Annotated in this window: 23 protein-coding genes and 2 pseudogenes; 18 read left to right on the top strand and 7 right to left on the bottom strand. The window is 59.4% G+C overall.

What is annotated here, in order from left to right; all coding sequences use genetic code 11:
- Window positions 1-5 precede the first annotated feature (5 nt).
- From OKQ63_RS18155 to OKQ63_RS18145, 3 genes are read right to left on the bottom strand one after another with little or no spacing between them, the layout of a single operon-like run.
- A complete protein-coding gene (locus OKQ63_RS18155; RefSeq protein WP_264211436.1) occupies window positions 6-596 on the bottom strand; it encodes a hypothetical protein in 591 nt (196 codons plus the stop codon).
- A complete protein-coding gene (locus OKQ63_RS18150) occupies window positions 563-2092 on the bottom strand; it encodes a recombinase family protein (RefSeq protein ID WP_264211435.1) in 1530 nt (509 codons plus the stop codon). Before OKQ63_RS18150 ends, OKQ63_RS18155 begins: the two co-directional genes overlap by 34 nt.
- Window positions 2085-2243, bottom strand: a complete 159-nt coding sequence (locus OKQ63_RS18145; RefSeq protein ID WP_264211434.1) for a hypothetical protein — start codon at window positions 2241-2243, stop codon at window positions 2085-2087. The genes OKQ63_RS18150 and OKQ63_RS18145 overlap by 8 nt, the downstream gene beginning before the upstream one ends.
- A 52-nt stretch (window positions 2244-2295) precedes the next feature.
- Between OKQ63_RS18145 and OKQ63_RS18140 the strand changes: the two genes are divergently transcribed.
- The 3 genes and pseudogenes from OKQ63_RS18140 (at window position 2296) to OKQ63_RS26150 (ending at window position 3329) form a co-directional block, all read left to right on the top strand.
- Window positions 2296-2562, top strand: a complete 267-nt coding sequence (locus tag OKQ63_RS18140; RefSeq protein WP_264211433.1) for a hypothetical protein — start codon at window positions 2296-2298, stop codon at window positions 2560-2562.
- Window positions 2547-2762 (top strand): annotated as a pseudogene (locus OKQ63_RS18135) (transposase domain-containing protein); the annotation flags it as partial. The gene OKQ63_RS18140 and the pseudogene OKQ63_RS18135, both read left to right, overlap by 16 nt.
- Before the next feature lie 324 nt (window positions 2763-3086).
- The gene (locus OKQ63_RS26150; RefSeq protein ID WP_350356288.1) at window positions 3087-3329 is read left to right on the top strand and encodes a hypothetical protein; all 243 of its coding nucleotides are present in this window, start codon (window positions 3087-3089) and stop codon (window positions 3327-3329) included.
- A 129-nt stretch (window positions 3330-3458) separates the two neighbouring features.
- Here OKQ63_RS26150 and OKQ63_RS18130 read toward each other — a convergent pair whose 3' ends face one another.
- Together OKQ63_RS18130 and OKQ63_RS18125 are read right to left on the bottom strand one after the other, a co-directional pair.
- The gene (locus OKQ63_RS18130; protein ID WP_264211432.1) at window positions 3459-4631 is read right to left on the bottom strand and encodes an IS5 family transposase; all 1173 of its coding nucleotides are present in this window, start codon (window positions 4629-4631) and stop codon (window positions 3459-3461) included.
- 296 nt (window positions 4632-4927) lie between these two features.
- Window positions 4928-5869 carry a LysR substrate-binding domain-containing protein gene (locus tag OKQ63_RS18125; RefSeq protein WP_264211431.1) on the bottom strand — a complete coding sequence of 314 codons (942 nt, stop codon included), beginning with the start codon at window positions 5867-5869 and terminating at the stop codon, window positions 4928-4930.
- A 186-nt stretch (window positions 5870-6055) separates the two neighbouring features.
- Here OKQ63_RS18125 and OKQ63_RS18120 point away from each other — a divergent pair, with 186 nt between their 5' ends.
- The 4 genes and pseudogenes from OKQ63_RS18120 to OKQ63_RS18105 form a co-directional block, all read left to right on the top strand.
- Window positions 6056-7618 carry an ABC transporter substrate-binding protein gene (locus OKQ63_RS18120; protein WP_264211430.1) on the top strand — a complete coding sequence of 521 codons (1563 nt, stop codon included), beginning with the start codon at window positions 6056-6058 and terminating at the stop codon, window positions 7616-7618.
- Window positions 7619-7911: 293 nt separating this feature from the next.
- Window positions 7912-9042 (top strand): aromatic ring-hydroxylating oxygenase subunit alpha, encoded by a 1131-nt coding sequence (locus OKQ63_RS18115; protein WP_264211429.1) that lies wholly within the window; start codon window positions 7912-7914, stop codon window positions 9040-9042.
- 69 nt (window positions 9043-9111) lie between these two features.
- Window positions 9112-10248, top strand: coding sequence for an S-(hydroxymethyl)glutathione dehydrogenase/class III alcohol dehydrogenase (locus OKQ63_RS18110; RefSeq protein ID WP_264213947.1), 1137 nt, complete (start codon window positions 9112-9114; stop codon window positions 10246-10248).
- Window positions 10249-10623: 375 nt separating this feature from the next.
- Window positions 10624-10929, top strand: a pseudogene (locus tag OKQ63_RS18105) (IS3 family transposase); the annotation flags it as partial.
- Between the two features lie 75 nt (window positions 10930-11004).
- On the opposite strand, the gene OKQ63_RS18100 reads toward OKQ63_RS18105, so the two are convergent.
- A complete protein-coding gene (locus tag OKQ63_RS18100) occupies window positions 11005-11625 on the bottom strand; it encodes a TetR/AcrR family transcriptional regulator (RefSeq protein ID WP_264211428.1) in 621 nt (206 codons plus the stop codon).
- 118 nt (window positions 11626-11743) lie between these two features.
- On the opposite strand from OKQ63_RS18100, the gene OKQ63_RS18095 reads away from it, so the two are divergent.
- The 5 genes from OKQ63_RS18095 to OKQ63_RS18075 all read left to right on the top strand — a co-directional run bounded on the left by OKQ63_RS18095 (window position 11744) and on the right by OKQ63_RS18075 (window position 17266).
- On the top strand, window positions 11744-12709 hold the full coding sequence (locus OKQ63_RS18095) for a BMP family protein (RefSeq protein WP_264211427.1): 966 nt from the start codon (window positions 11744-11746) through the stop codon (window positions 12707-12709).
- Between the two features lie 74 nt (window positions 12710-12783).
- A complete protein-coding gene (locus OKQ63_RS18090; protein WP_264211426.1) occupies window positions 12784-14310 on the top strand; it encodes an ABC transporter ATP-binding protein in 1527 nt (508 codons plus the stop codon).
- A complete protein-coding gene (locus tag OKQ63_RS18085) occupies window positions 14307-15416 on the top strand; it encodes an ABC transporter permease (RefSeq protein ID WP_264211425.1) in 1110 nt (369 codons plus the stop codon). The genes OKQ63_RS18090 and OKQ63_RS18085 overlap by 4 nt, the downstream gene beginning before the upstream one ends.
- On the top strand, window positions 15416-16354 hold the full coding sequence (locus OKQ63_RS18080) for an ABC transporter permease (protein ID WP_264211424.1): 939 nt from the start codon (window positions 15416-15418) through the stop codon (window positions 16352-16354). Before OKQ63_RS18085 ends, OKQ63_RS18080 begins: the two co-directional genes overlap by 1 nt.
- A complete protein-coding gene (locus OKQ63_RS18075) occupies window positions 16355-17266 on the top strand; it encodes a polysaccharide deacetylase family protein (protein WP_264211423.1) in 912 nt (303 codons plus the stop codon). It begins immediately after the preceding gene.
- A gap of 259 nt (window positions 17267-17525) precedes the next feature.
- Here OKQ63_RS18075 and OKQ63_RS18070 read toward each other — a convergent pair whose 3' ends face one another.
- A complete protein-coding gene (locus OKQ63_RS18070; protein WP_434086062.1) occupies window positions 17526-17753 on the bottom strand; it encodes a transposase in 228 nt (75 codons plus the stop codon).
- Between the two features lie 618 nt (window positions 17754-18371).
- Between OKQ63_RS18070 and OKQ63_RS18065 the strand changes: the two genes are divergently transcribed.
- From OKQ63_RS18065 to OKQ63_RS18040, 6 genes are all read left to right on the top strand, one after another.
- The gene (locus OKQ63_RS18065) at window positions 18372-19934 is read left to right on the top strand and encodes an ABC transporter substrate-binding protein (protein WP_264211422.1); all 1563 of its coding nucleotides are present in this window, start codon (window positions 18372-18374) and stop codon (window positions 19932-19934) included.
- A 144-nt stretch (window positions 19935-20078) separates the two neighbouring features.
- Entirely contained in the window at window positions 20079-21059 is a 981-nt protein-coding gene (locus OKQ63_RS18060) for an ABC transporter permease (RefSeq protein ID WP_264211421.1), read from the top strand.
- Window positions 21056-22006, top strand: a complete 951-nt coding sequence (locus tag OKQ63_RS18055) for an ABC transporter permease (protein WP_264211420.1) — start codon at window positions 21056-21058, stop codon at window positions 22004-22006. The genes OKQ63_RS18060 and OKQ63_RS18055 overlap by 4 nt, the downstream gene beginning before the upstream one ends.
- Window positions 22007-22010: 4 nt before the next feature.
- Complete coding sequence (locus OKQ63_RS18050; RefSeq protein ID WP_264211419.1) at window positions 22011-23006, top strand: ABC transporter ATP-binding protein; 996 nt, start codon at window positions 22011-22013, stop codon at window positions 23004-23006.
- Window positions 23003-24046 carry an ABC transporter ATP-binding protein gene (locus tag OKQ63_RS18045; RefSeq protein WP_264211418.1) on the top strand — a complete coding sequence of 348 codons (1044 nt, stop codon included), beginning with the start codon at window positions 23003-23005 and terminating at the stop codon, window positions 24044-24046. Before OKQ63_RS18050 ends, OKQ63_RS18045 begins: the two co-directional genes overlap by 4 nt.
- A 14-nt stretch (window positions 24047-24060) precedes the next feature.
- Entirely contained in the window at window positions 24061-24981 is a 921-nt protein-coding gene (locus OKQ63_RS18040; RefSeq protein WP_264211417.1) for a LysR family transcriptional regulator, read from the top strand.
- Window positions 24982-25135: the final 154 nt, after the last annotated feature.

Here is a 25135-nt window from a genome sequence, read left to right as displayed (position 1 = left end):
GGTCATTATGCACCCCCTTCATAAGTGCTTGGAAACATTGATAGCTGGTCGTCGAGGCCAGCGCGACACGGGCGCCCTTTTCGTGCGAGAGCGTCTTTGACCTTATCCGAATGCAGGTCAGCCGTCCGGATTTGGTGCGGTGCGCCATCGACCACCTGATTTGCGGGCAGAATACCGTCCTTTATCAGCTTGCGGATGACGTGATTGGTCACACCGAGCTCTTTCGCTGCCTCGGTCATTGCGCGCCACGGGCCATCCTTGTCAGCAGACGGGTATCCGTGAATGTCATTCACACGCCGGATGGATGAAACGCGTTTCGCATTCCAGGTCTTGCCCTGGCCAGTCGGCATTCCCATGCGGTTGAGACAGGCAGCAATCGACTCATCGGGCCAGCGTCCCGCCATCTCGCGGATGACCCCCAGCGCCTCTTCACTGGTGCGGGCATTGTGTTCGCTGCTCTTCGGCTTCTTGACGCGCAATTCCGTGTGCCGGCCGCCCTTCCAGTGGACGACCAGAACGATTTCGCCTGTATCGTCGTCGATATCCGCCACGATGTCTTCGATCAGCGTTCTGAGCAATCGTTGCTTGTCGCGCATGGATGTCGCCGGAGCCGCCCAGCGGCCTCAAGGTCCTGCGCCAGCCGCTCCAGGCGGGTGACATCCACGTCCGGGACTGCGGCAATCTCCATATTCAGGCGCTGCTCGAAGCTTCGAACGCGTCCCAGAGCCTCTTCCCATCGTTTCTCCAATTCCGCTGCGATGAGACGGTTATCCGGGTCACAGGCGTCGTAGCGCCGTTCCACCAGAGATGCGTCGTACCGGGCCTCCTGCAACTCCATTTCGAGCACCAGCCGCTTGTCTTCCACGGCTTGGCTCAACATGGCACGTGCCTCGATAGCGGCGTCGATGGCAAATGGCGCCACGGCCTCAAGAACGGCCTCGGTGATGAGCTTGTCGGCCCGGAACCCGCCGAAGGTGATACAGCGCTTCTGTCCCAGAAGAAGGTTGGGGGTGTCACAGCGGTAGACAGGGCGTGGATTGCGGCCGGTATAGACCACATGCAGCCGCCGACCGCATCTCGAACAGCAGAGGAGGCCGGCCAGAAGTGCGCCGCCGCCGCGGCCGGATTTGACCCCGCCCGCGCGCCCGAAAGCGTTTCTGGCCAGCTGTGCCTGATTGCGCTCATATTCCTCCCAATCGATATAGCCGGGGTGGTGATCCCTGATCACCACATCCCAGTCTTCGGGGGACTTGCGGTTCTTGTAGGTGACATGCGCGCGCCCGTCCCGGATTTCTGCTTGCCGGCCGGTCTTACCATAGGCGTAGACGCCCGCATAAAACATGTTCTTCAGCACGTTGATCACGTTGCGGTAGCGAATGGGCTGCCATTCGAAGCTCGTCAATCTGATACCATCGGAGGGTCTGGGGAAATGAACGCCCTCGGCAGACATGGCCAGAAGAACCTGCCGGGCACTTCCAAGCTCGCGAAACCGGCAGAAGATCTGCCGGACGGCTTCCTGGATCCGGAGATCGGGATCGAACATCACCCCAGCGTCACGATCCCACAGATAGCCGGTCGGCGGGGTATAGCGCAGCTCTCCGCGGCGCGCTTTAGCGCGGGCGGCTTCAACCATGCGTGTGCGCAAGACGCCAGGCTCGAACTCGCTGATGCTGCCTTTCATGCCCAGAAGCAGCCGGTCATTGGGATGACGCGGATCGTAGACGCCGTCATGATCCACGACACGCGCATCTACCAGGCCGCAAAGCTCCAGCATGTGATGCCAGTCGCGCCCGTTGCGGGCCAGACGCGATACTTCCAGGCAGAAGACCGCGCCGATCGAGCCCGAACACAGCATGGCCACGAGCCGTTCGAAGCCGGGGCGGGCGTGACAGCCACTGGTTGATACACCAAGGTCGTCGTCGATGACATCGATCCCGGCAAATCCATATCCGCGGGCCATCTCGACAAGATCGTATTGCCGGCGCTGGCTTTCGAGGTTCGTCATGACCTGGCTCTGCGTCGACTGGCGCACGTAGATCACCGCCTGACGCTTCAGCAGTTCCGGTGGAAACGTGAGGGCCATGTCATTCATTGCTGTGCCCTCCCAGACCGGCTGTTGCCGCGGTCAGCAGCAATTGCGCCAGGGCTGTCACCATCGACCGGTATTCCGGTTCCGTCAGCAATGGTGCCGGCGCCAAAGGCAGCGGCAACTGGGTCGGTGTCAGGGATCTGAGATGCTTCATTCGGGGCCTCCATGGGTGACTCGTCGCTATTCAACCCTCGCCGGAAACCGAGGTGCCCGAGAACCGTATGAAGTTCGGAAAGCGCATCCGCGGAAACCAATGGTGCGCCAAGCTCGAAACCCTGACAAACCGAAGCATCCAGAATCCAGGCGGGCGCGAGGATCGCGACCCCCGCATCGCGCTCGAGCCCAACATGTTGGCCATCACCGCGATTGAGCGTGCGGAAAACCTTCACATCCGCGCCAAAATTGGCATGCCAACGATAATGAACCCGGTAAACTTGTCCGACATGGGCAGAATGAACGGGAACTGGCTCTGACGGGAAAGAACGCCCTCTTCGCCGGCCATGATGAAGGCGGCCGCGCCCGGGGCCGCATCGCTTCGTTCATCACCACAGCAAAGATCAACGGCGCTGAGCCCTTCGCCTACCTCAAGGCCACCCTCGAAGCCATCGCTGCAGGTCACCCTGCCAGTCGGCTCGGCGAACTCCTCCCCTGGAATTTCCAGCCGTCAAGTTGAAAGGCCGGTGCCCTCCAGGCGCCGCTTACTGAGTTGCAGCGCTTGCGCAGGGATGTCGCCGTCCTCAAGCAGGATCGCGACACCGTTAAAAAAGTCGCGGCCTTCTGCGCGAAAGATGCAAGTCGATGAGCTTTGATTTCATCGAGGCGGAGAAAGCGAGCTTTTCCATCAGCCGGATGTGCCGTGCCCTAGGCGCCAGTCCGAGCGGGCTCTTTGCCTGGCGCGACCGTCCGGTCTGTCAGTGCCAGCGGCAGGGCAGGGTGGGTCTGGGCCCATATCCGCACGGCGTTTGCGCTGTCGAACGGCAGCTATGGCAGCCCGCGGATGCACCGTGACTTGATTGATGACGGTCACAAGGTCGGCTGTTATCGCACAGCCCGGCATATGCGCGCGAACGGTCTCGTTGTCCGCCCGAGGCGCCGCTTCAAGCGCACTTCGGGCAGCGAGCACGCCTGGATCATCGCGCCAAGCCTGTTCCGCCAGAACTTCAACCCCGTCAGACGCCATTCATCATTTGGTTGCCTGCGCCCCGTCGCCTTCAAGCGCAGGGTCCGCGAAGCGAGCTAAATGCTCTCCTCTAACAGGCCGCTGAATTAGTCAGGCCAGAGGGACGCTGTTCTCCGTGGTGGAATGAGTTCTCTCATCGGTCTTCCGGATTGGGTGGCTGGAAGCAGGCCTGCGTCCCCCCCTCGAGCCTCATTCCGCCAGCAACCGGGGCAGCCGGGCGAGATTTCCGGCTGCGAGCGTCAGGATGAAGCGCGACCGCACCCGTTCGACGCCGCGATAGACGGTCTGGGACATGCCGCCAACAGTCTTGGCCCAGCCAAACGCCTCCTCGATCCGTTTGCGGTGCTTCTGGTACAGGGCATAGCCTTTGTGCCGGGTTGTGCGCCCGTCGATTGCTGACTGCCGCGCCTTCCTGGCGACGTGCGGGGTGACGCAGGCCTGGCGGAGACCTGCGACGAATTCGGCCGCATCGTATCCCTTATCGGCTCCCAAGGTCAGCTGCCGGGTCGATCCGGGGGAGTGGCGGTGCAGCATGTCCAGCGCAGCCTTTCGCTCGGCGCGGCCGTCAGCGCGGGTCAGGTCGCCTTGCACAACCAGCCCGTGCCGGTTCTCCATCAGCGCATGCCCCATGAAGCACAGCACCGCACCTGTGCCAGGGGATTTCTTATAGAGCCGTGCGTCCGGGTCGGTGACCGAGGCATGGGTCGCATTCGAACGCTTCTCGCCCTTGAAGTTGACCTCGGGATTTCGGGTGCGGCGGCTGTAGCGGGGCATTGGAGAGGTCTCGGGTTCGGTCTGGGCGGGTTGTGCGGCAGGGGCAATGGATGTCGCGGGCGGGTCACCCGGCCCATCATCGCCGGGCGGCGTGCCCGCCGACTTCGGCTGGAAACTCTTCATCGACGCCCAGGCCTTTATGAGCGTGCCATCGACCGAGAAGTGGTCGTCCGACAGTAGCGGCGCGACCTCGCGATGCGCCAGGATAGCCGCCATCACCTTGCGCGACATGTCGGCCGTCAGCAGCCGGTCGCGGTTCTTGGTGAACACCGTCGGCACCCATACCGGATCGTCGATCCCGAGGCCCACGAACCAGCGGAACAGCAGATTATACTGCATCTGTTCCATCAACTGCCGCTCGGAGCGGATTGAGAACAGGATTTGGATCAGGCTGGCCCGGATCAGCCGTTCCGGCGGGATCGAGGGGCGGCCGAAATCGGTGTAGACCGCGTCGAAATCGGCATCCAGACTGGCCAGCGCGTCGTTGACCACCTGCCTGATCTTGCGGAGAGGGTGCCGTGCTGGGATGCGCTCTTCCAGATCGACATAGCTGAAAAGCGATCCGCTCGCTTCGTCCGTCCCGCGCATCACCAACCCCCGCCGAAATTGTGCTGAGGGTGAATCATGTTCCTCAGGCCGCGTCGAGAGCCGACTTCTTCTGCAGCCTGCTAAAGCCGGGCAAGTCCAATACCTGCATTGCCCGGCAGGTAATTGCGCCGCATTCTGCCGAGAGCTTAGGGCCCGTATTGCCGAAATGAACGGATACGCCGCGCCCGGCATACCAGTCACTGAAGCCGTGGAATGGGCCCATCCGGGGAGAGGGACATCCTGGCCATCATCTGGTTGGTGCACCAGAGTCCGGCGTATGTGACACTTGCTCTTTTCTAAAGTTGAGCTTTTGGGCCGGCGAACAATTTATTCCATCGTTTTCCTTCCGCAAGAAGCCAGTCGAGGAAATTCTTGACGGATGGGTTCTGCAAAGTTCCTTCACCCCAGCACACATAATAAGGTTTTGGGAAAACCAGAAGATCTTCTGAAAGGCGAATCAGCCGGCCTTTCTCCAATTCTTTCCCGATTACTGATGCGTGCCCAAGGATAACACCCTTGTCTTCCAGGGCGGCTTCCAGAGCCAGTGAGAATAGCGAGAATACCCAAGAAGAATTACCTTTCGGACGAGGCGCATTCACATATGTGAACCAATCGGCCCAACTAGGCAGATCGACGTTATGAGAGCCCCAATCGGTGTAGATCAGCGGTAAGGTTGAAAGCACTTCGGGATTGCCGGCATCAGGATATTTTTCAAGGAATGTCGGCGTGCAGATAGGGAAAACGGCGTCTGTGAATAGCTGTGCCTGGTGAGGATAGGCTCGTGCATGATTCCCAAGCGTAATCCGGAACGTCGTTGTGGCCAGGTGGCGGTCGGGTTCCCGCACATTGGATTGTATGTGAACCGGAATATCGGGGTATCCGTCGTGAAAATCGTTCAGCAGCGGGTATAGCCATTTCGACGAAAGTGACGGGAATGCGCTTATTGAAATCTGCGTATGCTTGCCAAAACTGTCGAGGTGGTTTTGTGCCAGATGCAGAAGTTCAAAGGCTTCGCTGATCAATTTGTGATAGGAAGAGGCTTCTTCGCGCAGGAACAACCCTCTTCCCCGCCGCGAAAACAAAGACTGGCCGGTCTGCTCTTCCAATACCTTGAGTTGCTGGCTGACGGCGCCAGGTGTGATGTTCATTTCACGTGCCGTTTCCGACACGGACATCGTGCGCCCGAAGATCTCAAACGTCTGCAGGGCGCGCAGCGAAGGCAGAGATTTGGCAGCCAACCGTGTTAACCCTCCGTCTGCTTAGCAAAACTAAACGTTTGTATAGCTCGGCCAACTTGCCTTTCAAGATATATGGCCGCATCGTCTATTTGCCTAGACCTAATGCGCAAATGTCTGCGTTTTGCAGGCGCAAAATCAGGGTTCAGCCCGGCGGATTTTGGTCGACGACAGCAACAGGGAAAAACCATGAACCATTATTTCACACGACGGTCGCTTCTTGCTGGTGCCGGCGCGATTGGAGCAGGTGCGCTTCTGGGGGCCAATGGCCTGCCGATGCCGGCATATGCAAGCACTCCGAAGTCCGGCGGGACCTTCCGGATTGGCACATCGGATTCCAGTCTGTCGGACTCGCTCGATCCACAGCTCATCGAGACCCGTTTCATTTCAATGCTGCAGATGCAGGTGCGCAACTGCCTGATCGAGGCTGGCCCCAATGGTGTGCTGCAACCCGAACTCGCGGAAAGCTGGGAGGCCGCGGCTGACCAGAAGACCTGGGTCTTCAAACTCCGCAAGGGTGTAGAGTTCCACAACGGCAGGACGCTGACCGCAGCTGATGTTGTCTACTCGGTCAATCTGCACCGGGGCGACGATACGAAATCTTCCAACAAGGCACTTCTGGCCCATATCGAAGAGATTTCTGCGACCAGCCCGCATGAGGTGACGATCAAATTGTCAGCTCCCGACGCGGGCTTTGCCCACCTGATGTCCATCGAGTGGATGCCGATCATTCCAGAGGGTGACACCGACTACAATGCGGGCAACGGCACCGGCGGCTATATCCTCGACTCTTTCGAGCCCGGGACCAAATCCGTCGCGACCCGCAACCCGAACTACTGGAAAGAAGGACGCGCGCATTTCGACTCCGTCGAGATCCTGGCCATTGCAGATGTTACGGCGCGTACCACCGCGCTGCGCACCGGCCAGATTCACGCCATGAACTTCGTGGATCCCAAGACTGCGAGATTGCTCAGCCGCCAGCCGGGCATTGACCTGATCCAGACGCCGGGCAAGGCCCACTATGCCTTCGCAATGCGGACGGATACTGATCCGTATACGGATGTTAAGGTCCGCCAGGCCTTGAAATACGCCATCGACCGCGAGGACGTCCTGCAGAAAATCCTGGGTGGCTATGGATCGATTGGTAACGACCACCCGATTTCCACGGCGTATCCGAACTGCAACGCCAACCTTGAGCAGCACGCCTATGATCCTGAAAAGGCGAGAGCGCTGATGAAGGAAGCCGGCGCCGAAGATGTCACAGTCAAGCTGCATGTTTCGGACACGCCGTTTACCGGTGCGGTGGACATGGCGCAGCTGTTTAGCGAGCACGCAGCCGCTGCCGGCATCAATATCGAAGTCGTGCGCGAACCTGAAGATGGCTACTGGTCCAGCGTCTGGTCGGTGAAGCCGTTCTTCGCAACACGCTGGTCCGGTCGTGTCACCGAGGATGCTATGCTGTCGTCAGCCTATTCCGAAGCCGCGATTGCGAGCGGTTGGAATGAGACCAAATGGTCGACTGAGCGGTTGGAAGCCATTCTGAGTGAAGCCCGCGGCGAAGGAGATGCAGAACGCCGCGAAGCGCTCTACCATGAAGCGCAGGCGATTATTCATAACGACGGCGGCATCGTTGTTCCGGTCTTCGCCGACTTCATCGATGCCAAGACCTCGAACGTCGCCCATGGTGAACTGTCGAACGGCTGGGATATGGACGGTCTGCGCTGCTCGGAGCGCTGGTGGTTCGACTCCTAGGAACGAACGCCACTTCGGGGAACTTCCCGAAGTGGCTATCCTCTGAGGCAGTTTCAATGCACAGCGCAAAAAACAGACCCCGGCTCAAGCTGCCATTGACCGGTCAGGCCGTCTATCGACGATGCCTGCAGCCCATTTGTTTCTGAACGGACCGCGAATGCGCGTCCCGAAACCTCGCCAGCGAAAACCGATATCGATCGGACAAACGCGGCCAAAACTCTCAACACTGCGGATTTCCAACCAACTTATCCGCCTTATTTCTGCAGGATTTTGCAATGGGACACGAAAACCCAATGACGATCGAGAAGATCCGGGCCGATCTGGCTGATCTGCAAAACACGGATCAACTGGATGCACGGGCCATGTCCGGTGCCTTCTACACCTCCGAGGCGTTCCTTGATTTTGAAAGAGAGCATCTGTTCCACAAGGACTGGGTGTGTCTCGGTCATGTCGATGAAGTACGCGAGCCTGGCGACTTTTTCACAACTGAGCTGGTCGGCGAAGAGCTGCTTGTCACCCGCGATCAGGACGGCGAAATTCGTGTTCTGTCAAATGTCTGCCGCCACCGCGGCAATCTTGTCGAAACGGAGGCCAAGGGAAACCGCAAGCGATTTGTGTGCGGCTATCATGCCTGGACCTACGGTCAGAACGGAGAATTGAAAACGGCGCCTCTGATGAAGAAGGTCCGTACCTTTGATCAGAAAAAATGCGGGCTGAAGCAGTTCAGGATCGAAATCTGGGAAAACTTCATCTTCGTCAACCTTGACGGCGAGGCGTCGCCATTAGCACCGCGAGTGCAGGCGCTTTCGGATCTGATGACCAACTATCATCACGAAATGCGCCACGTGGTCTTTACCGATGAAGCAGTGTGGAACACCAACTGGAAAAGCCTGATGGAGAACTTTCTGGAAGGCTATCATCTGTCGGCAACCCACCTGAAGACTTTGCACCCGATCACTCCGACCCGGTTGTGCCGGAAATTCGAAGCAAAGGGGGAAGGCTTTACGGGTTACCATTCCTTCTATGATCCCGAATGGCCGGATCGCGGCCCCTTTCATGAGGATCTGACGGAAGACGAACGCCGCAATACGCTTTTGACCTGCGCCTTTCCAAACCTGCTGATTTCGGTGGCCACTCACTTTACCTTGTACCTGTGCCTTCGGCCGGTAGGTGCGGACCGCGTGGCGATCCGCTGGGGTGTGGCCGGGTTCAACCCGGATCCGGAAAACCAGGAGGCAAAGGATTACGTTGCGCTGGCCAACGCTTTCAATGCCGAGGACAGGGCCAAGCTGGAAACCCTGACCCGGGCCATCAAGAGCAAGTATTACGAACCGGGTCCCTTGGCCGGGGACGATTACGAAGGCACTGTCTGGGACTTTCTTCAGTATATTGCCAGCCGTTTGTCTTCCAACGCCGGGATTTGACACTTCGAAAAAAGCGGCTGCGGTCCTCTCCCGGCGGTAGCCACTTAGTGGATTAAAGGAACTGACATGATGAGAACGCGCGCGGCGGTGGCCCTGGAAGCCGGAAAACCGCTTGAAGTTATGGACGTGAACCTTGAAGGCCCGAAAGCGGGCGAGGTTCTGATTGAAGTTAAAGCAACCGGAATCTGCCATACAGATGAGTTCACCCGCTCGGGAGCTGATCCTGAAGGGCTGTTTCCGTCGATCCTTGGCCATGAAGGCGCGGGAGTTGTGGTTGAGATCGGCGAAGGTGTGACCACACTGAAACCCGGGGACCATGTGATTCCGCTCTACACGCCCGAATGTCGCGAATGCCATGCCTGCCTGAGCGGCAAGACCAACCTCTGCACCGCCATTCGCGGTACGCAAGGCCAAGGCTTCATGCCCGATGGCACCAGCCGTTTCTCGATGCTGGATGGCACCCCGATTTTTCACTATATGGGGTGCTCGACCTTTGCCAACCACACAGTTCTGCCGGAAATCGCGCTGGCCAAGGTTCGCAAAGACGCTCCGTTTGACAAAATCTGCTACATCGGTTGCGGCGTTACAACCGGCATCGGCGCGGTGATCAACACCGCAGGTGTTGAGATCGGATCCTCTGCGGCAGTATTCGGCCTTGGCGGAATTGGTCTGAACGTAATCCAGGGCCTGCGTATGGCCGGGGCGGACATGATCATCGGCGTCGACCACAGCAACGACAAGGCTGAGATAGCCAAAAAATTCGGCATGACTCATTTCGTGAACCCGAAAGAGCTGCCTGAGGGCCAGTCGATTACCGAGGCGATTGTCGAACTGACAAAGACTGGAAAAGATCACTTCGGAGGCGTGGATTATTCCTTTGACGCAACCGGCAACGTGCAGGTGATGCGTGACGCGTTGGAGTGCTCGCACCGCGGCTGGGGGGTGTCGGTCATCATCGGCGTGGCCCCGGCGGGCGCCGAAATCTCGACCCGCCCGTTCCAGCTGGTTACCGGCCGGGTCTGGAAAGGCACGGCGTTTGGCGGCGCAAAAGGCCGAACTGATGTTCCGCAGTTCGTCGACTGGTACATGGACGGCAAGATCGAAATCGACCCGATGATCACACACAAGCTGACACTGGATGAAATCAACAAGGGTTTTGACCTGATGCATGCCGGAGAAGCGATCCGGGCCGTTGTCGAGTTCTAGGAAAGGCAACTGCTTGAAAGCATGGCCTGTTTCGCGGGAAAGAACGCGGTATGCTGGCAGTCGCCCGATGCTTGCGACTGAAATTGGACCTTTGGTCTCCACCTTCTGCCCCAGGCCGAAAGCACGTCGGCTCCTGTTTTATGGTGCCTCCGGGAGCTGACCTGCACGCCTGCCGTCCGCGCTTGCCGTTTGGTGGGGGCACCCAGATCATCTCTGGATCAAACCAGATCGAACCGATCCTCGCTGTTTCGGCGCATCATTGTAAGACGACCAGTTCTTGATCTTGTACGTCGTGGGGGCCAGCTGCTCGTGCTTTCCAATTATCATACTTGTTTCTTAAAGAGAATCCGTCTCGTCGTTTGTGCAACATAGCCCCTCGACGCATTGAAACAGGCCGATCACGAGTGCCGGCCCACGAAGGCAATGGGGCTTATTCCCCACTCCGGCCGCGGCAGCCAATACCTGTCGATCAAAGACACAGAGCGCTCTGGCCGAGACAATCAACGGCTTGTTCAAAGCCGAAGCCATTCACCGCCGGGGACCGTGGCATAGCTTCGAGGCCGTGGAATATGTTACACTTGATTGGGTGGACTGGTTCAACAGCCGCCGCCTGCTCGAGCCGACAGGGGCATCCCGCCGTCAGAAGCAGAGGCCAATTGCTGCGCGGCTCTGGCAAGCTGAGGGCATAGTTGCTTAACTCACTGAAATCAGCCTCCGGCAAACCCGGCGCGGTTTATGGGTCGACGTGCCAAAAGTCTAACCTGAATACGCGGCTTGCAGGGACGCCAGATCTTGCTGGAAATTTTTGTCCGCTGCATCCATGCCAATGGTGTCATCTGCTATGAATTGAAAGAAGCGGATGTTCTGCAGCGAGAAGAGGCAATCAGCAAGCGCTCTTGAATCCAGGTTCCGGGTGACCTTGCCCTGCTCTTGCAGATTGAAGATAAGCGCCTCCATCTTTTCTATCAGGGCGTTGTCGAGATCGTTATAGGTCCGTCCGAACTCCTTGCTCCCTTCAGATATCGAAGCAGAGATGACCTCCCTCCAGGTTGGTTTCTGCAGATAAGTCATCGCGTGCTGCCGCATGATCCGCCCGAACGCGAGGACACCTTCGGTAAGGCCCTGATGGGGAGTATTCACGCATTCATCCAGCTTCTGGATCAGGAAAAGATCACTCTGCCTGACCAGTGCCAGAAGGATACCCGCCTTGCTGCCAAAGTACTTGTAGATCGTGACCGCGGACAGCTCTGCCTCTGCCGCGATGTCCTCTATTGTGGTGACTGCATACCCCGAGTCCTGAAACTTCCGCCGGGCGATTTCCACAATACGAGCACGGCGCGTTTCCTTCTGCCGCTCTCTAAGTCCCTTTGTTGCCATCAGAAAAACCTCTTGCTGCCCTGCAGTATCGCACGCTGTGCTAAGAGCCACAATAAATTTATTGACTCAAAAAGATTAAGTGACTTAAGTTTTTAATGACATAAACAGGGAGGACGCAATGAAACAGTCCAAAGTTCTTACTGCCGCGAAAGCGGCCGCAGTCTGCGCAGCCTTGAGTGCTGCATCGGGTGCCGCGCTGGCAGACGACTTCAAGGTGGCAATTGTCTTGCCCGGGGTGATCACTGACCGCTCCTTCAACCAAGCGGGATTTGAGGGGGTGCAGCGGGCAGCTGAAGAGCTGTCGATTGAATTTGCCTATTCTGAGAAAACGGCGCAGCCGGACCAGCCGCAAGCCCTGTCCGACTATGCCCGCCGCGGGTACGATCTGGTGATCGGCCACGGCGGCGAGTTTCAGGAATCCGTCGGCCGGGTTGCCGGGCGGTTTCCCGATACGCAATTCTTGATTGTGAACGGAACCGAAGCTGGCGAGAACATCTCGACCATGAGTTTCGACTTCCCTGCATTGGGCTACGTGATGGGGCATGTAGCGGCGCAGGCATCTGAAACCGGTAAAGCCGGGTACATCGGCGCCCAAAAGCTTCAATTCTATGTTCAGCTTGGTGAGGGCTTTGAAAAGGGCTTTCTGGATTCCCGGCCGGACGGCGAGGTTTTCACCGCCTGGACAAACGACTGGGATGACGTCGCCAAGGGCAAGGAGGCGGCTCTCAATCTGATCAGCCAAGGCGCTGACGTCATTTTCCCATCGATGGACAATGCAGTCGTTGGCAGCCTGCAAGGTGTCCGCGAAAAGGGCAAGATGGGTATCGGCATCTATTACGACGCGATTGCCGACTGGCCCGAAACCGTCATCCAGTCTGCAATCTTCGATATGCGCAGTGCGCTGGTGGAAGTGATTTCCACCGCCAAAGCCGGTGAAATGGAAAGCAAGCCCTATATCTTCGGTCTGGAAACGCCCGCAGTTGCCCGCATCGGCAGCTATTCCGACCGGGTATCGGCGGATGCACAGCAATCCGCCCAGGATGTCATCGGCAAGATCATCGCGCGAGAAATAGAAACCCACTGACACAAGGTCTCCTCCCGGGGGGAAGGGCGCAATGCTCTCCCCCACTTGGGTTTACGAAGAAAATGGAGGTTTCTATGCCTGAAGCTGCGCTTGAACTCACTGGGATCGCGAAACTGTTTGGAACGTTCCGGGCCCTGGATGGAGTGCATCTGAAAATCGAGCGAGGATCCATTCACGCGATCCTTGGCGAAAACGGCGCTGGGAAGACGACTTTGATGAACGTTCTTTTCGGCCTGTACCAGCCGGAAGAGGGCGTGATCTCCCTCAATGGAAATGTGACGCAGATACCCTCGCCAAGAAAGGCAATGGAAATGGGGATCGGCATGATCCACCAGCATTTCATGCTGGTCGATACCCTGACAGTTGCCGAAAATGTTGCCCTCGGCTTGCCCGGACAGGGGGCCACGCTGGATCTGGAGAGTATCGCCGAGCGACTGCGGGAACTGTCGGAAGAATACCAGTTCGATATCGATCCCCACGAAGAAGTTTGGAAGCTGCCCATTGGCATGCGGCAACGGGTAGAAATCCTCAAGGTCCTGTTCCGGGATGCGGATATTATCATTCTGGACGAGCCAACCAGTGTTCTGGCTCCGAATGAGATCGCCAATTTCCTGGACGGCATGGCGCGGCTGAGGGACGCCGGTAAAACGGTGATTTTCATTACTCACAAGCTCGATGAAGTCGAAGCAATCGCGGACAACGTCACCATCATGCAGCACGGCAAGGTCAGTGCCGAGGTGAAGGTCTCGGAATCCGACGCGCGGGAGATGGCCCGCCTAATGGTCGGACGCGAAGTCGTTCATGACGAGATGGACCGCGGGGACCGGAAGCCAGGCGCAGTCATTCTCAAGGCCGAGGGCCTGCGGGCACGCAACAGCCGGGGGATTGAGGCACTGAAGGATGTGTCCTTGGAGATCCGTGCCGGTGAAGTGCTGGGTGTTGCCGGCGTTGATGGCAATGGCCAAGCTGAACTCTCCGAGGTCATAACCGGCCTGCTGGCACCGGATGCCGGGACGATATCGGTCAACGGCGCCGACATCACTTACAGTTCGGTGCATGCGCGCCGCCACCAGCATCATGTTTCCTTTGTACCGGAAGACCGGCATCACACGGGCCTGGTGCTCGATTTCTCAATTTGGCAAAACGCGATGCTGCGTGATTTCCGGGTCCGGCCGTTCTCCGGAAGCGGGGTGATCAGCAAGGGCACGGTCCGGCAAAAAGCCAGGGACTGGGTTGAACGCTACGACGTGCGTATGCGCAACATCGACCAGCACGTCCGGTTCCTGTCCGGGGGCAACCAGCAAAAGCTGATTTTTGCCCGTGAAGTGGAATGCGATCCGCAGGTTCTGGTGGTGATGCAGCCCTGCAAGGGTCTTGATGTCGGCGCCATCGAAGCGGTGCAGCGCACTGTCATGGCGGAACGCGCCGCTGGCAAAGCTGTGCTCTATATTTCAACTGAGCTCGAACACATCATGACTGTGGCGGACCGCATAGCGGTCATGTGTGCAGGCGAAATCACCGGCGTTCTAACCCCTGATCAGGTCACCGATGAGCGTATCGGGGCATTGATGGGCGGTATCAAAGAGAAGGAGGCCGTATGATGCTGACAGCCATCCGCTATTTCTATGTTCTGCGCCCTGTGTGGGCGGTTCTGCTCGCCCTGTTTGCCGGGTCCGGCCTGATCCTGATTGCAGGTGTTTCGCCGATCACCGCCTATGCCGAGCTTTTCAAGGGGGCCTTTCTGGATTACTGGGGCCTGGCTGGCACGCTGGTGAAGACATCTCCAATCCTGCTGGCCGGCCTGGCCGTGATTTTGCCCTTGCGTGCCGGTTTGCTGAACATCGGTGCTGAAGGCCAGATTTACATGGGCGGGTTGTTTTCTGCCATGGCGGCTCTGCTGCTGCCCGCGATGCCGCCGCTGATACTGGTTCCGATCTGTGTATTGGCTGGAGCATTGGGCGGCGGCCTGTGGGGGATGATCCCGGGATACCTGAAAGCCTATCACGGCATGAACGAGGTAATCCTGACGATCCTGCTTAACTTCATTGCGATCAATATTGTCAGCTACGTCGCGGGCGGCCCGATGATGCAGGAAGGTGCGCCTTATCCATATTCCGAAGAAATCCGCCAGGAGCTATGGCTGCCCTGGATCATGGATGGCACCGACGCGCATGCTGGTGTTGTTGTCGGCCTTGCGCTGGCAATGGTGATGTATTTCGTCCTGAAGTACTCAACCATCGGCTTCGCCCTCGATACGATCGGCAAAAACGCGACAGCTGCACGCTATGCTGGGGTTCCGGTCAGGCCCTATATCGTCTGGGTGATGTTCGCCGCCGGCGCCTTGGGCGGATTGGCCGGCACCTTCGAGGTGCTTGGGTTGAAGTACCGCCTCTATCATCACTTCTCTCCTGGCTATGGTTTTGACGGGATTGTTGTTGCCTTCCTTGCAACGGTGAACCCGCTGGTCGCGCCTATCGCCGCATTCTTCCTGTCGGGACTGAAGGCCGGGGCCCTGGTGATGCAGCGTGCCGTCGGCCTGGAAAGCACAGTTATCGAAGCCATTCAGGGGCTAGTGATCATCTTTGTCGCCGCAAGCCTGGGCTTCAAGTTCAACGCAACCAGATGGTCCCTTTTCCTGCAGCGGCGGCGCAAGCTGGATGCTGAGGTCGGCGATACATTTGCGACATTCCGAAAAGGAGAGGAATAATGGATTTCCTTCTCGATCCGCAGGCCCTGAGTGATTTCCTCTCGACCAGCTTGCGGCTGTCCATTCCGATCATCTTTGCCGCTGTCGGCGGTGTCATTTCCGAGCGCTCCGGTGTATTCAACATTGCTCTGGAAGGGTGCCTTTTGGGCGGGGCCTTTGGCGCGGCAGTAGGGGCCTATGTCACGGGCACCCCCTTTGGCGGCCTGTTCCTTGGCCTCGCAGTGGCCAGCCTGGCCGGCCTGATCCTGGCTGCCCTGGCGGTTGGCCTGGCGATCAACCAGCTGGTGGCCGGAATTGCGATCAACATCCTGATGATCGGCCTTACCTCGTACCTGGCGCGCCTCATCCTCGGTGCCGATGCGACGGAGACTTTGCCCGGATTTGCTCCGCTTACCATTCCGTTGCTGTCTTCGATCCCGGTTTTGGGTCAGGTGCTGTTCACGCAAGACCTGCTGACTTACCTGATGTATCTTTTGGTGCCGCTGACCTGGTGGGTGATGTACAAGACCCCGTGGGGCCTGAACCTGCGCGCCATCGGCGACTATCCCGTGGCGGCGGACAGCGCCGGGATCAGCGTATCGCGGGTCCGCCTGATTGCCGTGCTGATCAGTTGTGCGATGGCCGGGCTCGGCGGATGCTACCTGGTGCTCAGCCAAGTGTTTGTCTTCACTGAGCACATGAGCGCAGGCAAAGGCTTTATTGCTCTGGCAGCCCTGATCCTTGGCCGCTGGAACCCGGTCGGGGCGCTGCTTGCCTGCCTGTTCTTCGGAATGTCGGACGCTCTGCAGCTGCGTCTTCAGTTCGGCAGTCCAGACGTGCCTTACCAGCTGTTCTCCATGGTGCCATTCATCGCATCATTCCTGGCTCTTGTCCTGTTCGCAGGCAAGGTCCGCCCGCCTGCTGCAATTGGCATCAAGTATGTGCGTGGAGGCAAGTAAGTGAAGGATTTTCAAACAATGATCAGCAACCCGGTGCCTTGGCCAAACGGTGCGAAATGCGCCTGCTGCGTAACTTTCGACATGGATGCCGACAGCCTGATCCATCTGGACCATCCGCTGGATGGGTACAAACGGGCTTCCGCGATCTCGATGCTTCAATATGGGCCGCAGGTTGCGATACCGCGTATCTTGGAAACCTATCGCAGGCTTGGCATCCGGCAGACATTCTTCATCCCGGCGTGGTGCATGGAAACATATCCGGAAACCGTTGAACTGATCCTGAACGGCCGTCACGAAATCGGCCATCACGGGTATTTACACGAGAACCCAGTACAACAGAGCCGGGAGGAACAGGCGGCCTGGATGGACAAAGCTATCAGCGTGATAGAGTTCATGACCGGTGCGAAACCGCGAGGCTGGCGCGCTCCGCTTTACAACTTCTCCAATGAATCGGCCGAATTGCTGGTAGAGCGCGGCTTCAAATATGATGCGTCCCTGATGGGGGACGATGTGCCTTACATCATAGAAGCCAAAGATGGGGCGCTCATTGAGCTGCCATCGCATTGGGGCCTGGATGACTGGCCGCAGTATGTTCAGTCGATGGATCTCGATTACATGATGCCGGTTCGGTCACCCAGGTCCGGGTGGGAACCTTTTGTCCAGGAGTTCGAAGCGGCTTACCGCCACGGAGGACTTTGGATCCCTGTGGTTCACCCATTTGCTACAGGGCGCTTGTCCCGCTGGGAAATTGTCGCGGCCTTTCTGGAAAGTGCGTGTGAGCGTGGTGATGTCTGGTTTGCGCCTATGGAGGAGATTGCCGGACACATCGAGACAGTGACCCGGAACGGTACCTACGTGCCAAGGCGCGTGGCCATGCCGCAATATGCGGCTCCGGTGAAGGCAAAGATCTGAGGAGAAAACTGCCTAACCACGGCAATGAAACCGGCGGCCGAATTTGCCCTTTATAGGCATCGCGGCCTTCGGCAAGAAGCCCTATGCCGAGGATTGCGCCCGGAACGGTCCGATCCACGTGGTGCAGGTCGGTGCATCCGGGCTTTGTTGATGAGCGCAAGGGTGTCACCGGCGGCCATGGCAATCCGGCACTCCCGCCGTGCTGAAAGCCCCAGCAGGGCATTCAGGTGCGCGGCAGCCGCGCGCATCACAGCGGGTGCTAGCACTTTTTTGAAACCAGCTCCTTCATTGCGGCCAGATCAAGCTTCTGCTCCAACAGCAGCTTCTTCAGCTTGCCGTTCTCATCCTCGAGTGCCTTCAGCCCGCTGGATTCCGATGCCGTCACTCCGCCGGAATTGACCTTCCAGTTGAAGGAAATGTCGTCCGGCAGGCCATGCTTACGGCATAAACCGGCATATTTTGCATCGGATTCATGCTCCGACCGGATGCCGATGTTCTGTTCGTCCGTAAATCTCGCTCGCTTCTGGGTTTGTCTTCAAGTCGGCCCGGACTCTTTACGCTGATGGAGGAAAAATCCCGCGCGGGATTGCCCGGAGCGGAGGCGCGGCTGACGAGTGGAATGGCGATCGCGGTTTCGCCCGCGATCACATTTTCCAACAGATTCGGAGTTTGGGCGGGAACTGACAGAGTGGAGCCAGTTGCTGAGGCCTGCTTGGGGGGTCTGCCGGCGCTGTCTTCCATCACCGAAGGACGGGTTTATCCAGCTCGGCATGGTATTGAGTGGCGGCATGTAACAGCCCCGGACGGTGTGTAGGCTGTGGTGCGCAAGCTGTTCATGCGGGGGCAGGCACCTGCGGTTTTCCATGCCGCAGACGTGGTGCAAGAGACCTGCAGCGGGGTTTGGCTGCCGGAAACAGTTCAGGATAATATCCGTCAAGTAACGGGACACGTCCGGTGTGTGGTCCATAAGCTGTTGCAAAGGAAAAGATATTCCGAACACGCATAGCCCCGATGTGTGTCCTGCATACCCTATGCGATATCGGCATTTCACAGCGCACGCGCCGCAGGATAGCGTTCCCGCCATAATCACAGGGGAGAATGCCTAATGACGAAATTTGTCAGAAGCCTGGCGGCTGCTGCGGTGGTGGCGATGGCGCCGGTTGCCTATGCCGAGACCACCGTGCGTGTTGCCTATGACGCCGACCCGGTATCGCTGGATCCGCATGAACAGCTGTCCGGCGGCACGCTGCAGCTGTCGCACATGGTCTTTGACCCGCTGGTGCGCTGGACCCAGGACCTGCAGTTCGAGCCGCGCCTTGCCGAAAGCTGGGAGCAGATCGACGACACCACCATGCGCTTCAAGCTGCGCAGCGGAGTCACCTTTCACAGCGGCAACCCGCTGACCGCGAATGACGTGGACTGGACCTTCGACCGGCTCAAGCAAAGCGACGATTTCAAGGGCATCTTTGCTCCCTTCACCGATGTCGAAGTGGTCGATGACATGACCTTCGACCTCAAGACCGCGGAGCCCTATCCGCTGGTGCTGCACACCGCGACCTACATCTTCCCGATGGACAGCGCCTATTATTCCGGCACCACGGCCGACGGCAAGGACAAGACCGAGATCGTCAAGCACGGCGACAGCTTTGCCTCCCGCAACGTGTCCGGCACCGGCCCCTTCATCGTGTCCGAGCGTGAGCAGGGCGTGCGCGTCGTGTTCGACCGCTATGCCGATTACTGGGACAACGGCAGCGGCGGCAACGTCGACAAGATCGTGCTGACCCCGATCAAGGAAGACCCGACCCGCGTCGCGGCGCTGTTGTCCGGCGATGTTGACTTTATCGCGCCGGTTCCGCCGACCGATCTGAAGCGCGTGGCCGATGCCGACGGCGTTGACCTGATCACCATGCCGGGCACCCGCATCATCACCTTCCAGATGAACCAGGAGCGCGTCGAAGCCTTCAAGGATGTCCGTGTCCGCAAGGCAATCGATTACGCCGTGAACAACGCGGGCATCGTCGACCGCATCATGCGCGGCTTCGGCACCGTGGGCGGCCAGGCCAGCCCGGCCGGCTATTTGGGCTACAGCGAGGACTTCGCACCGCGTTTTGACCTGGAGAAAGCAAAGGCGCTGATGGCCGAGGCTGGCTATGCCGACGGGTTCTCGATCACCATGATGGCGCCGAACAACCGCTATGTGAATGACGACAAGATCGCCCAGGCGGTGGCCTCGATGCTGGCACAGATCAACATCAAGGTGGATCTGCAGACCATGCCCAAGGCGCAGTACTGGCCGACCTTCGACGAGCGCGCGGCGGACATGATGATGATCGGCTGGCACGCGGATACCGAAGATTCCGCCAACTTCCACCAGTTCCTGACCGCCTGCCCGGATGAGGCAACCGGCAACGGCCAGTACAACTCGGGCAATTACTGCAACGAGGAAGCCGACAAGCTGATGCTGCAGGCCAACGCGGAAACCGATCCGGACAAGCGTGCGGAACTGCTGCAGAAGCTGGAAGGTATCCTGTATGAAGACGCGGCCTTTATCCCGCTGCACTGGCAGAACCTGGCATGGGGCGCCAAGTCCGGCATGAACGCAGCCGATATCGTGAACGCGCTGAACTTCCCCTACTTCGGTGACCTGATCGTGGAAACCGGCAGCTGACAAACCTGAAAGACCCGGGCCGGCCGCTGGGGCCGGCCCGGACAACCCACTGAACAGGCGGCCCTCAGGCTGTATTCGCAGGATCGGCGGTTCCACAGAAGACCGCGTCCTGCACTGTCATCGAACTCTACAAAGGTCAGGAAGATGTTTGCCTATCTCGCAAAGCGAGTGATTCAGGCGGTTGCGGTGATGTTCGTCATCTCGCTGATTGCCTTTGCCATCCAGGGCAACCTGGGCGACCCGCTGCGCGAACTGGTCGGGCAGTCGGTCTCGGAAGAAGTGCGCCAGCAGCTGCGCGATGAGCTGGGGCTGAACGACAGCTTCGTGACTCAATACCTGCGGTTCGCGGGCAATGCGCTGCAGGGTGATCTGGGCACCTCCTATTTCTTCAAGGAGCCGGCGCTGGATGTGATCCTGAAGAAGCTGCCCGCGACGCTGGAGCTGGTGTTCGGTGCGACGCTGATCATCGTCGGCTTCTCGGTGCCGCTGGGCGTCTATACCGCGATCAAGCCCGACAGCATCATCAGCCGGATCATCATGGGCCTGTCGATCGTCGGCATCTCGATCCCGGTGTTCCTGACCGCCATCCTGATGATCTTCGTGTTCTCGGTGGAATACGGCTGGTTTCCTTCCTACGGGCGCGGCGACACCGTGCATGTCTGGGGCTACTGGCAGACCAACTTTGCCACTGCCGACGGCTGGATGCACATCATTCTGCCCTCCTTTGCGCTGGCGTCGATCATGCTGCCGCTGTTTGTCCGCCTGATCCGGGCCGAGATGATGGAAGTGCTGCAGTCGGAATACGTGAAATACGCCAAGGCCAAGGGCATCAACCCGTGGCGGATCTACTTTGTCCACGCGTTGAAAAACACGCTTCTGCCGGTGATCACCGTGGGCGGTGTGCAGATCGGCACCATGGTGGCCTACACCATCCTGACCGAGACGGTGTTCCAGTGGCCGGGCATGGGGTTCATGTTCCTCGAGGCGGTGAATCGCGTCGATACCCCGCTGATCGTGGCCTATCTGATCGTTGTCGGCTTCATCTTTGTGGTCACCAACACCATCGTTGACCTGATCTATGGCCTGGTGAACCCGACCGTGAATATTGCGAGGATGGGCGCATGAGTGCCGAAACGCTTTCCCCGAAATCCGAACCGTCGCGCTGGTCCAGGGCCTGGAATTCCAACATGGGCTACAGCTTCCGCCGCAATCCGGTGGCGGTGGTGAGCATGATTGTCTTCCTGCTGATTGCCGTGGCGGCCTTTCTGGCGCCGGTGATTGCGCCCTATGATCCTTATGATCCGGGGTCCATTGACATCATGAACTCGGAATACCCGCCGGTCTGGATTAACGGTGCGCTGCCGGAGTTCATGCTGGGCACCGACGACCAAGGCCGCGACCTGTGGTCCACGATCCTGTACGGCACCCGGCTGTCGCTGCTGATCGGGATCTGCGCGGTGGCACTGCAGGCCTTTCTGGGCATCTCCATCGGCCTGCTGGCCGGCTATGTCGGCGGCCGCCTGGACAGCCTGCTGATGCGGCTCGCGGATATCCAGCTGTCGTTCTCAACCCTGATGGTGGCGATCATCTTTCTGGCGGTGACGCAGGCCATGTTCGGCTCCGACACCTTCAACCGCTATGCCGTGGTGTTCCTGATTGCGGTGATCGGCGTCGCGGAATGGCCGCAATACGCCCGGACCGTGCGTGCCACCGTGCTGGCGGAGAAGAAGAAGGAATATGTCGACAGCGCCCGGGTGCTGGGCTTCGGCCCGATGCGGATCATGGTGCGGCACATCCTGCCGAACTCGCTGTCGCCGATCTTTGTCATTTCCACCGTGCAGGTCGCCAATGCGATCATCTCCGAGGCGTCGCTGTCGTTCCTGGGCCTGGGGATGCCGCCAAGCCAGCCGTCGCTCGGCTCGCTGATCTCCTCGGGCTTTGACTACATCTTCTCGGGCAGCTGGTGGATCACCGCCATTCCCGGCGCGGTCCTGGTGGTTCTGGTCCTTGTCATCAACCTGCTGGGCGACTGGATGCGCGACGTCCTGAACCCGAAACTCTACAAGGGGTGACGCGATGAGCCTTCTTTCCGTACGTGACCTGACCGTGAAATTCGCCATGCGCGACCAAACGGTGACCGCGCTGAACGGCATCTCCTTCGACCTTGCCAAGGGCGAGCGTCTGGGCATCGTCGGCGAAAGCGGCGCAGGCAAGTCGATCACCGGCTTTTCGCTGATGAACCTGCTCAGCCGCCCCGGCTACATCGACAGCGGCCAGATCCTGTTCGAGGGCGAGGATGTCGTCAAGATGTCCGACAAGCGCCTGCGCAATCTGCGCGGCAACCGGATGGCGATGATCTTTCAGGATCCGATGGTGACGCTGAACCCGGTGCTGACCATCGGCCAGCAGATGATCGAAACTCTGATGGCGCACCGCAAGCTCAGCCGCGAGGAAGCGCGCCAGATTGCCATCGTCAAGTTGCGCGAGGTCTATATCCCCTCGCCGGAAGAACGGCTGGAGCAGTACCCGCACGAGCTGTCGGGCGGTATGCGCCAGCGGATTATCATCGCGATTGCGCTTTTGCTCGATCCGCAGCTGATCATCGCGGATGAGCCCACCACGGCGCTGGACGTGACCATTCAGGCCGACATCATGGAGCTGATGCTGGAGCTGTGCCAGTCCAATCAGGTGGGGCTGATCCTGATTACCCATGACCTGGGCGTGGTCAGCCAGATGACCGAGCGCACGCTGGTGATGTATGCCGGCCGGATCATCGAAGCGGGCCGCACCCGGGAGATCATCAACGACCCGCAGCACCCCTATACCCAGGGGCTGATCAACGCGCTGCCGCAGCAGACGGTGCCGGGCCAGCGGCTGAAGCAGATCCCCGGCAACATGCCGGGCCTGGCCAGCATCCCCCAGGGCTGCGCCTTCAACCCGCGCTGCAAATACGCCACCGACCTGTGCCGCAGCCGGATTCCGGAAATCGTGCAATACGGCGAGGTCGCGGTCGCCTGCCACGAGGTGCAGCGTCTGCACAGCGATGAAGACCGTCAGGAGGCACGGGCATGAAGGACGCAAAGACAGACCGCCCGCTGCTGGAGATCAGGAACCTGGAAAAGCGGTTCGACCTCGATCACGGCCTTCTGGAAACCCTCAAGTTCAAGAAGGGCAAGATCGTGCGGGAAACCCGCTCGGTCCATGCGGTGAACAACATCTCGCTGGAGGTGGGCCGCGGCGAGGCGCTGTGCGTGGTGGGCGAGTCGGGCTGCGGCAAGTCCACCGTGGCGCGGCTGGTGGCCGGGCTGCTGACCCCCACCGCGGGCGAGATCCGCTATGACGGCCAGCGCATCGACAGCCTGTCGCGTGCCGGCATGCAGCCCTTGCGCAAGAAGATCCAGATGATCTTCCAGAACCCCTATGCCTCGCTCAACCCGCGCATGACCATCCGGCAGGCGCTGGAAGAACCGGTGCGCCACCACTTTCCCGATGCCTCGGCGGCAGAGGTGCGCGACAAGGTGACCGAGGTGATGCTGTCGGTGGGTGTCGATCCCAGTTGGGCAAAACGGTATCCGCATGAGTTTTCCGGCGGCCAGCGGCAGCGCATCGCGATTGCCCGTGCCCTGACGGTGGACCCGGAGTTCATCATCGCGGATGAGCCGATCAGCGCGCTCGACGTCTCGATTCAGGCGCAGGTGCTGAACCTGATGCTGGAAGCCAAGGAAAGCCGCGGCCTCACCTATCTGTTCATCACCCACGATCTGAGCGTGGTGGAACACTTCGGCACCCGTGTTGCGGTGCTTTACCTTGGGTCGGTATGCGAGGTTGCGGACACCGCGACATTGTTCTCCAGCCCCAAACACCCTTATACTCGGGCCTTGCTGTCCGCGGTGCCGCAGCTGAAGGACGACCGGCCGAACCATATCCGCCTCAAGGGCGAGATCCCGACGCCGATCAACCTGCCGACAGGTTGCCCGTTCCAAAGCCGCTGCGCCTTTGCGGACGCACGTTGCAAGAGTGAAAAGCCGAAAGCCATTCACCAGCCCGATGGCAGCCTTGTGGCCTGCCATGCTGTCGAGGAAGACAGGCTGGATGCGGTGGCGGCCGGCTAGGACAGGGCGCCCGGTTGGACATCATCTGGCTCAAGGATTTCGAGGCTTTGGTCGCGTGCAAGAATTTCTCGCGCGCGGCCGAAGAGCGCAATGTCAGTCAGCCGGCCTTCTCCCGCCGCATCCGGGCGCTTGAGAATGAAATCGGCGTGCGGCTGATCAACCGCGAAACCCTGCCGCTGACGCTGACCCCGGCCGGCGAGGTGTTCCTGTCCCAGTCCCGCATCATGCTGCGCACCTATGAGGAAACCATCGAGCGTTGCCAGACGATTGATGCAGCCAGCGAGAACGTGATCCGTTTCGCCGCATCCCAGTCGCTCTACATGACGCATTACAAGTCACTGATTGCGCCGCTGGCCTGTGAAGGCGGGATCGACACCGACCTCAACTCCACGTCCTGGGCCGCCGACCAGTTCGTCAGCGCGCTGCAGCAGGGTTACTGCGACGTGATCCTGACCTACTGGCACCCGTCGATGGATTTCCTCGGCCCGTTAGAGGTCGCCAATTTCGAGTATCTGACCCTGTCCACGGATCGCTATGTGCCGGTGTCGCGCAGCACTGCGGACGGCGCACCGGAGTTCAGCTTTGCAGCGGGCGGCAAAGATGCGGTGCCGCTGTTGTCCTACGGCGCGGTCTCGGCCCTGCGCTCGGTGCAGGAATTTGCCCTGGCGCAGCTGCTGCCTACACAGAAGGTCTTCGTCGTCAACCAGAATGCATTGGCCAACAGCGTCAAGGCGATGATCCAGGAGGGGTTCGGCATGGGCTGGCTGCCGCTGAGCCTGTGCCGCGAAGAGATCAGGCAGGGGCGTTTTGCGGTGGTGGATGAACGGCTGGCCACCGACCTGGAGATTCGCCTCTACCGCGACCCCCGCAGCACCAAGCAGACGCTTGACGTGCTGTGGAAGCAGCTGAAACGCTCCGCCATGGAAATTGCCTGATCCAGGGCAGGCCGACGCTCTGGTTGCCGGCTGGGAGGCCGAACCATTCGGGAACTTCCCATTTGGGCATCTTGCCTGCGGGGAGATCTCCCTGAGGTTGAGTGAGATGTTTCGTCCCGCGGTGTGGCGGTCCATGGCTTTATTTTCGGACAAG

This window comes from Leisingera thetidis, assembly GCF_025857195.1.
Classification (GTDB): domain Bacteria; phylum Pseudomonadota; class Alphaproteobacteria; order Rhodobacterales; family Rhodobacteraceae; genus Leisingera; species Leisingera thetidis.
The sequence above is the reverse complement of the archived record's forward strand: the minus strand, read 5'-3'. Positions and strand labels throughout refer to the sequence as shown.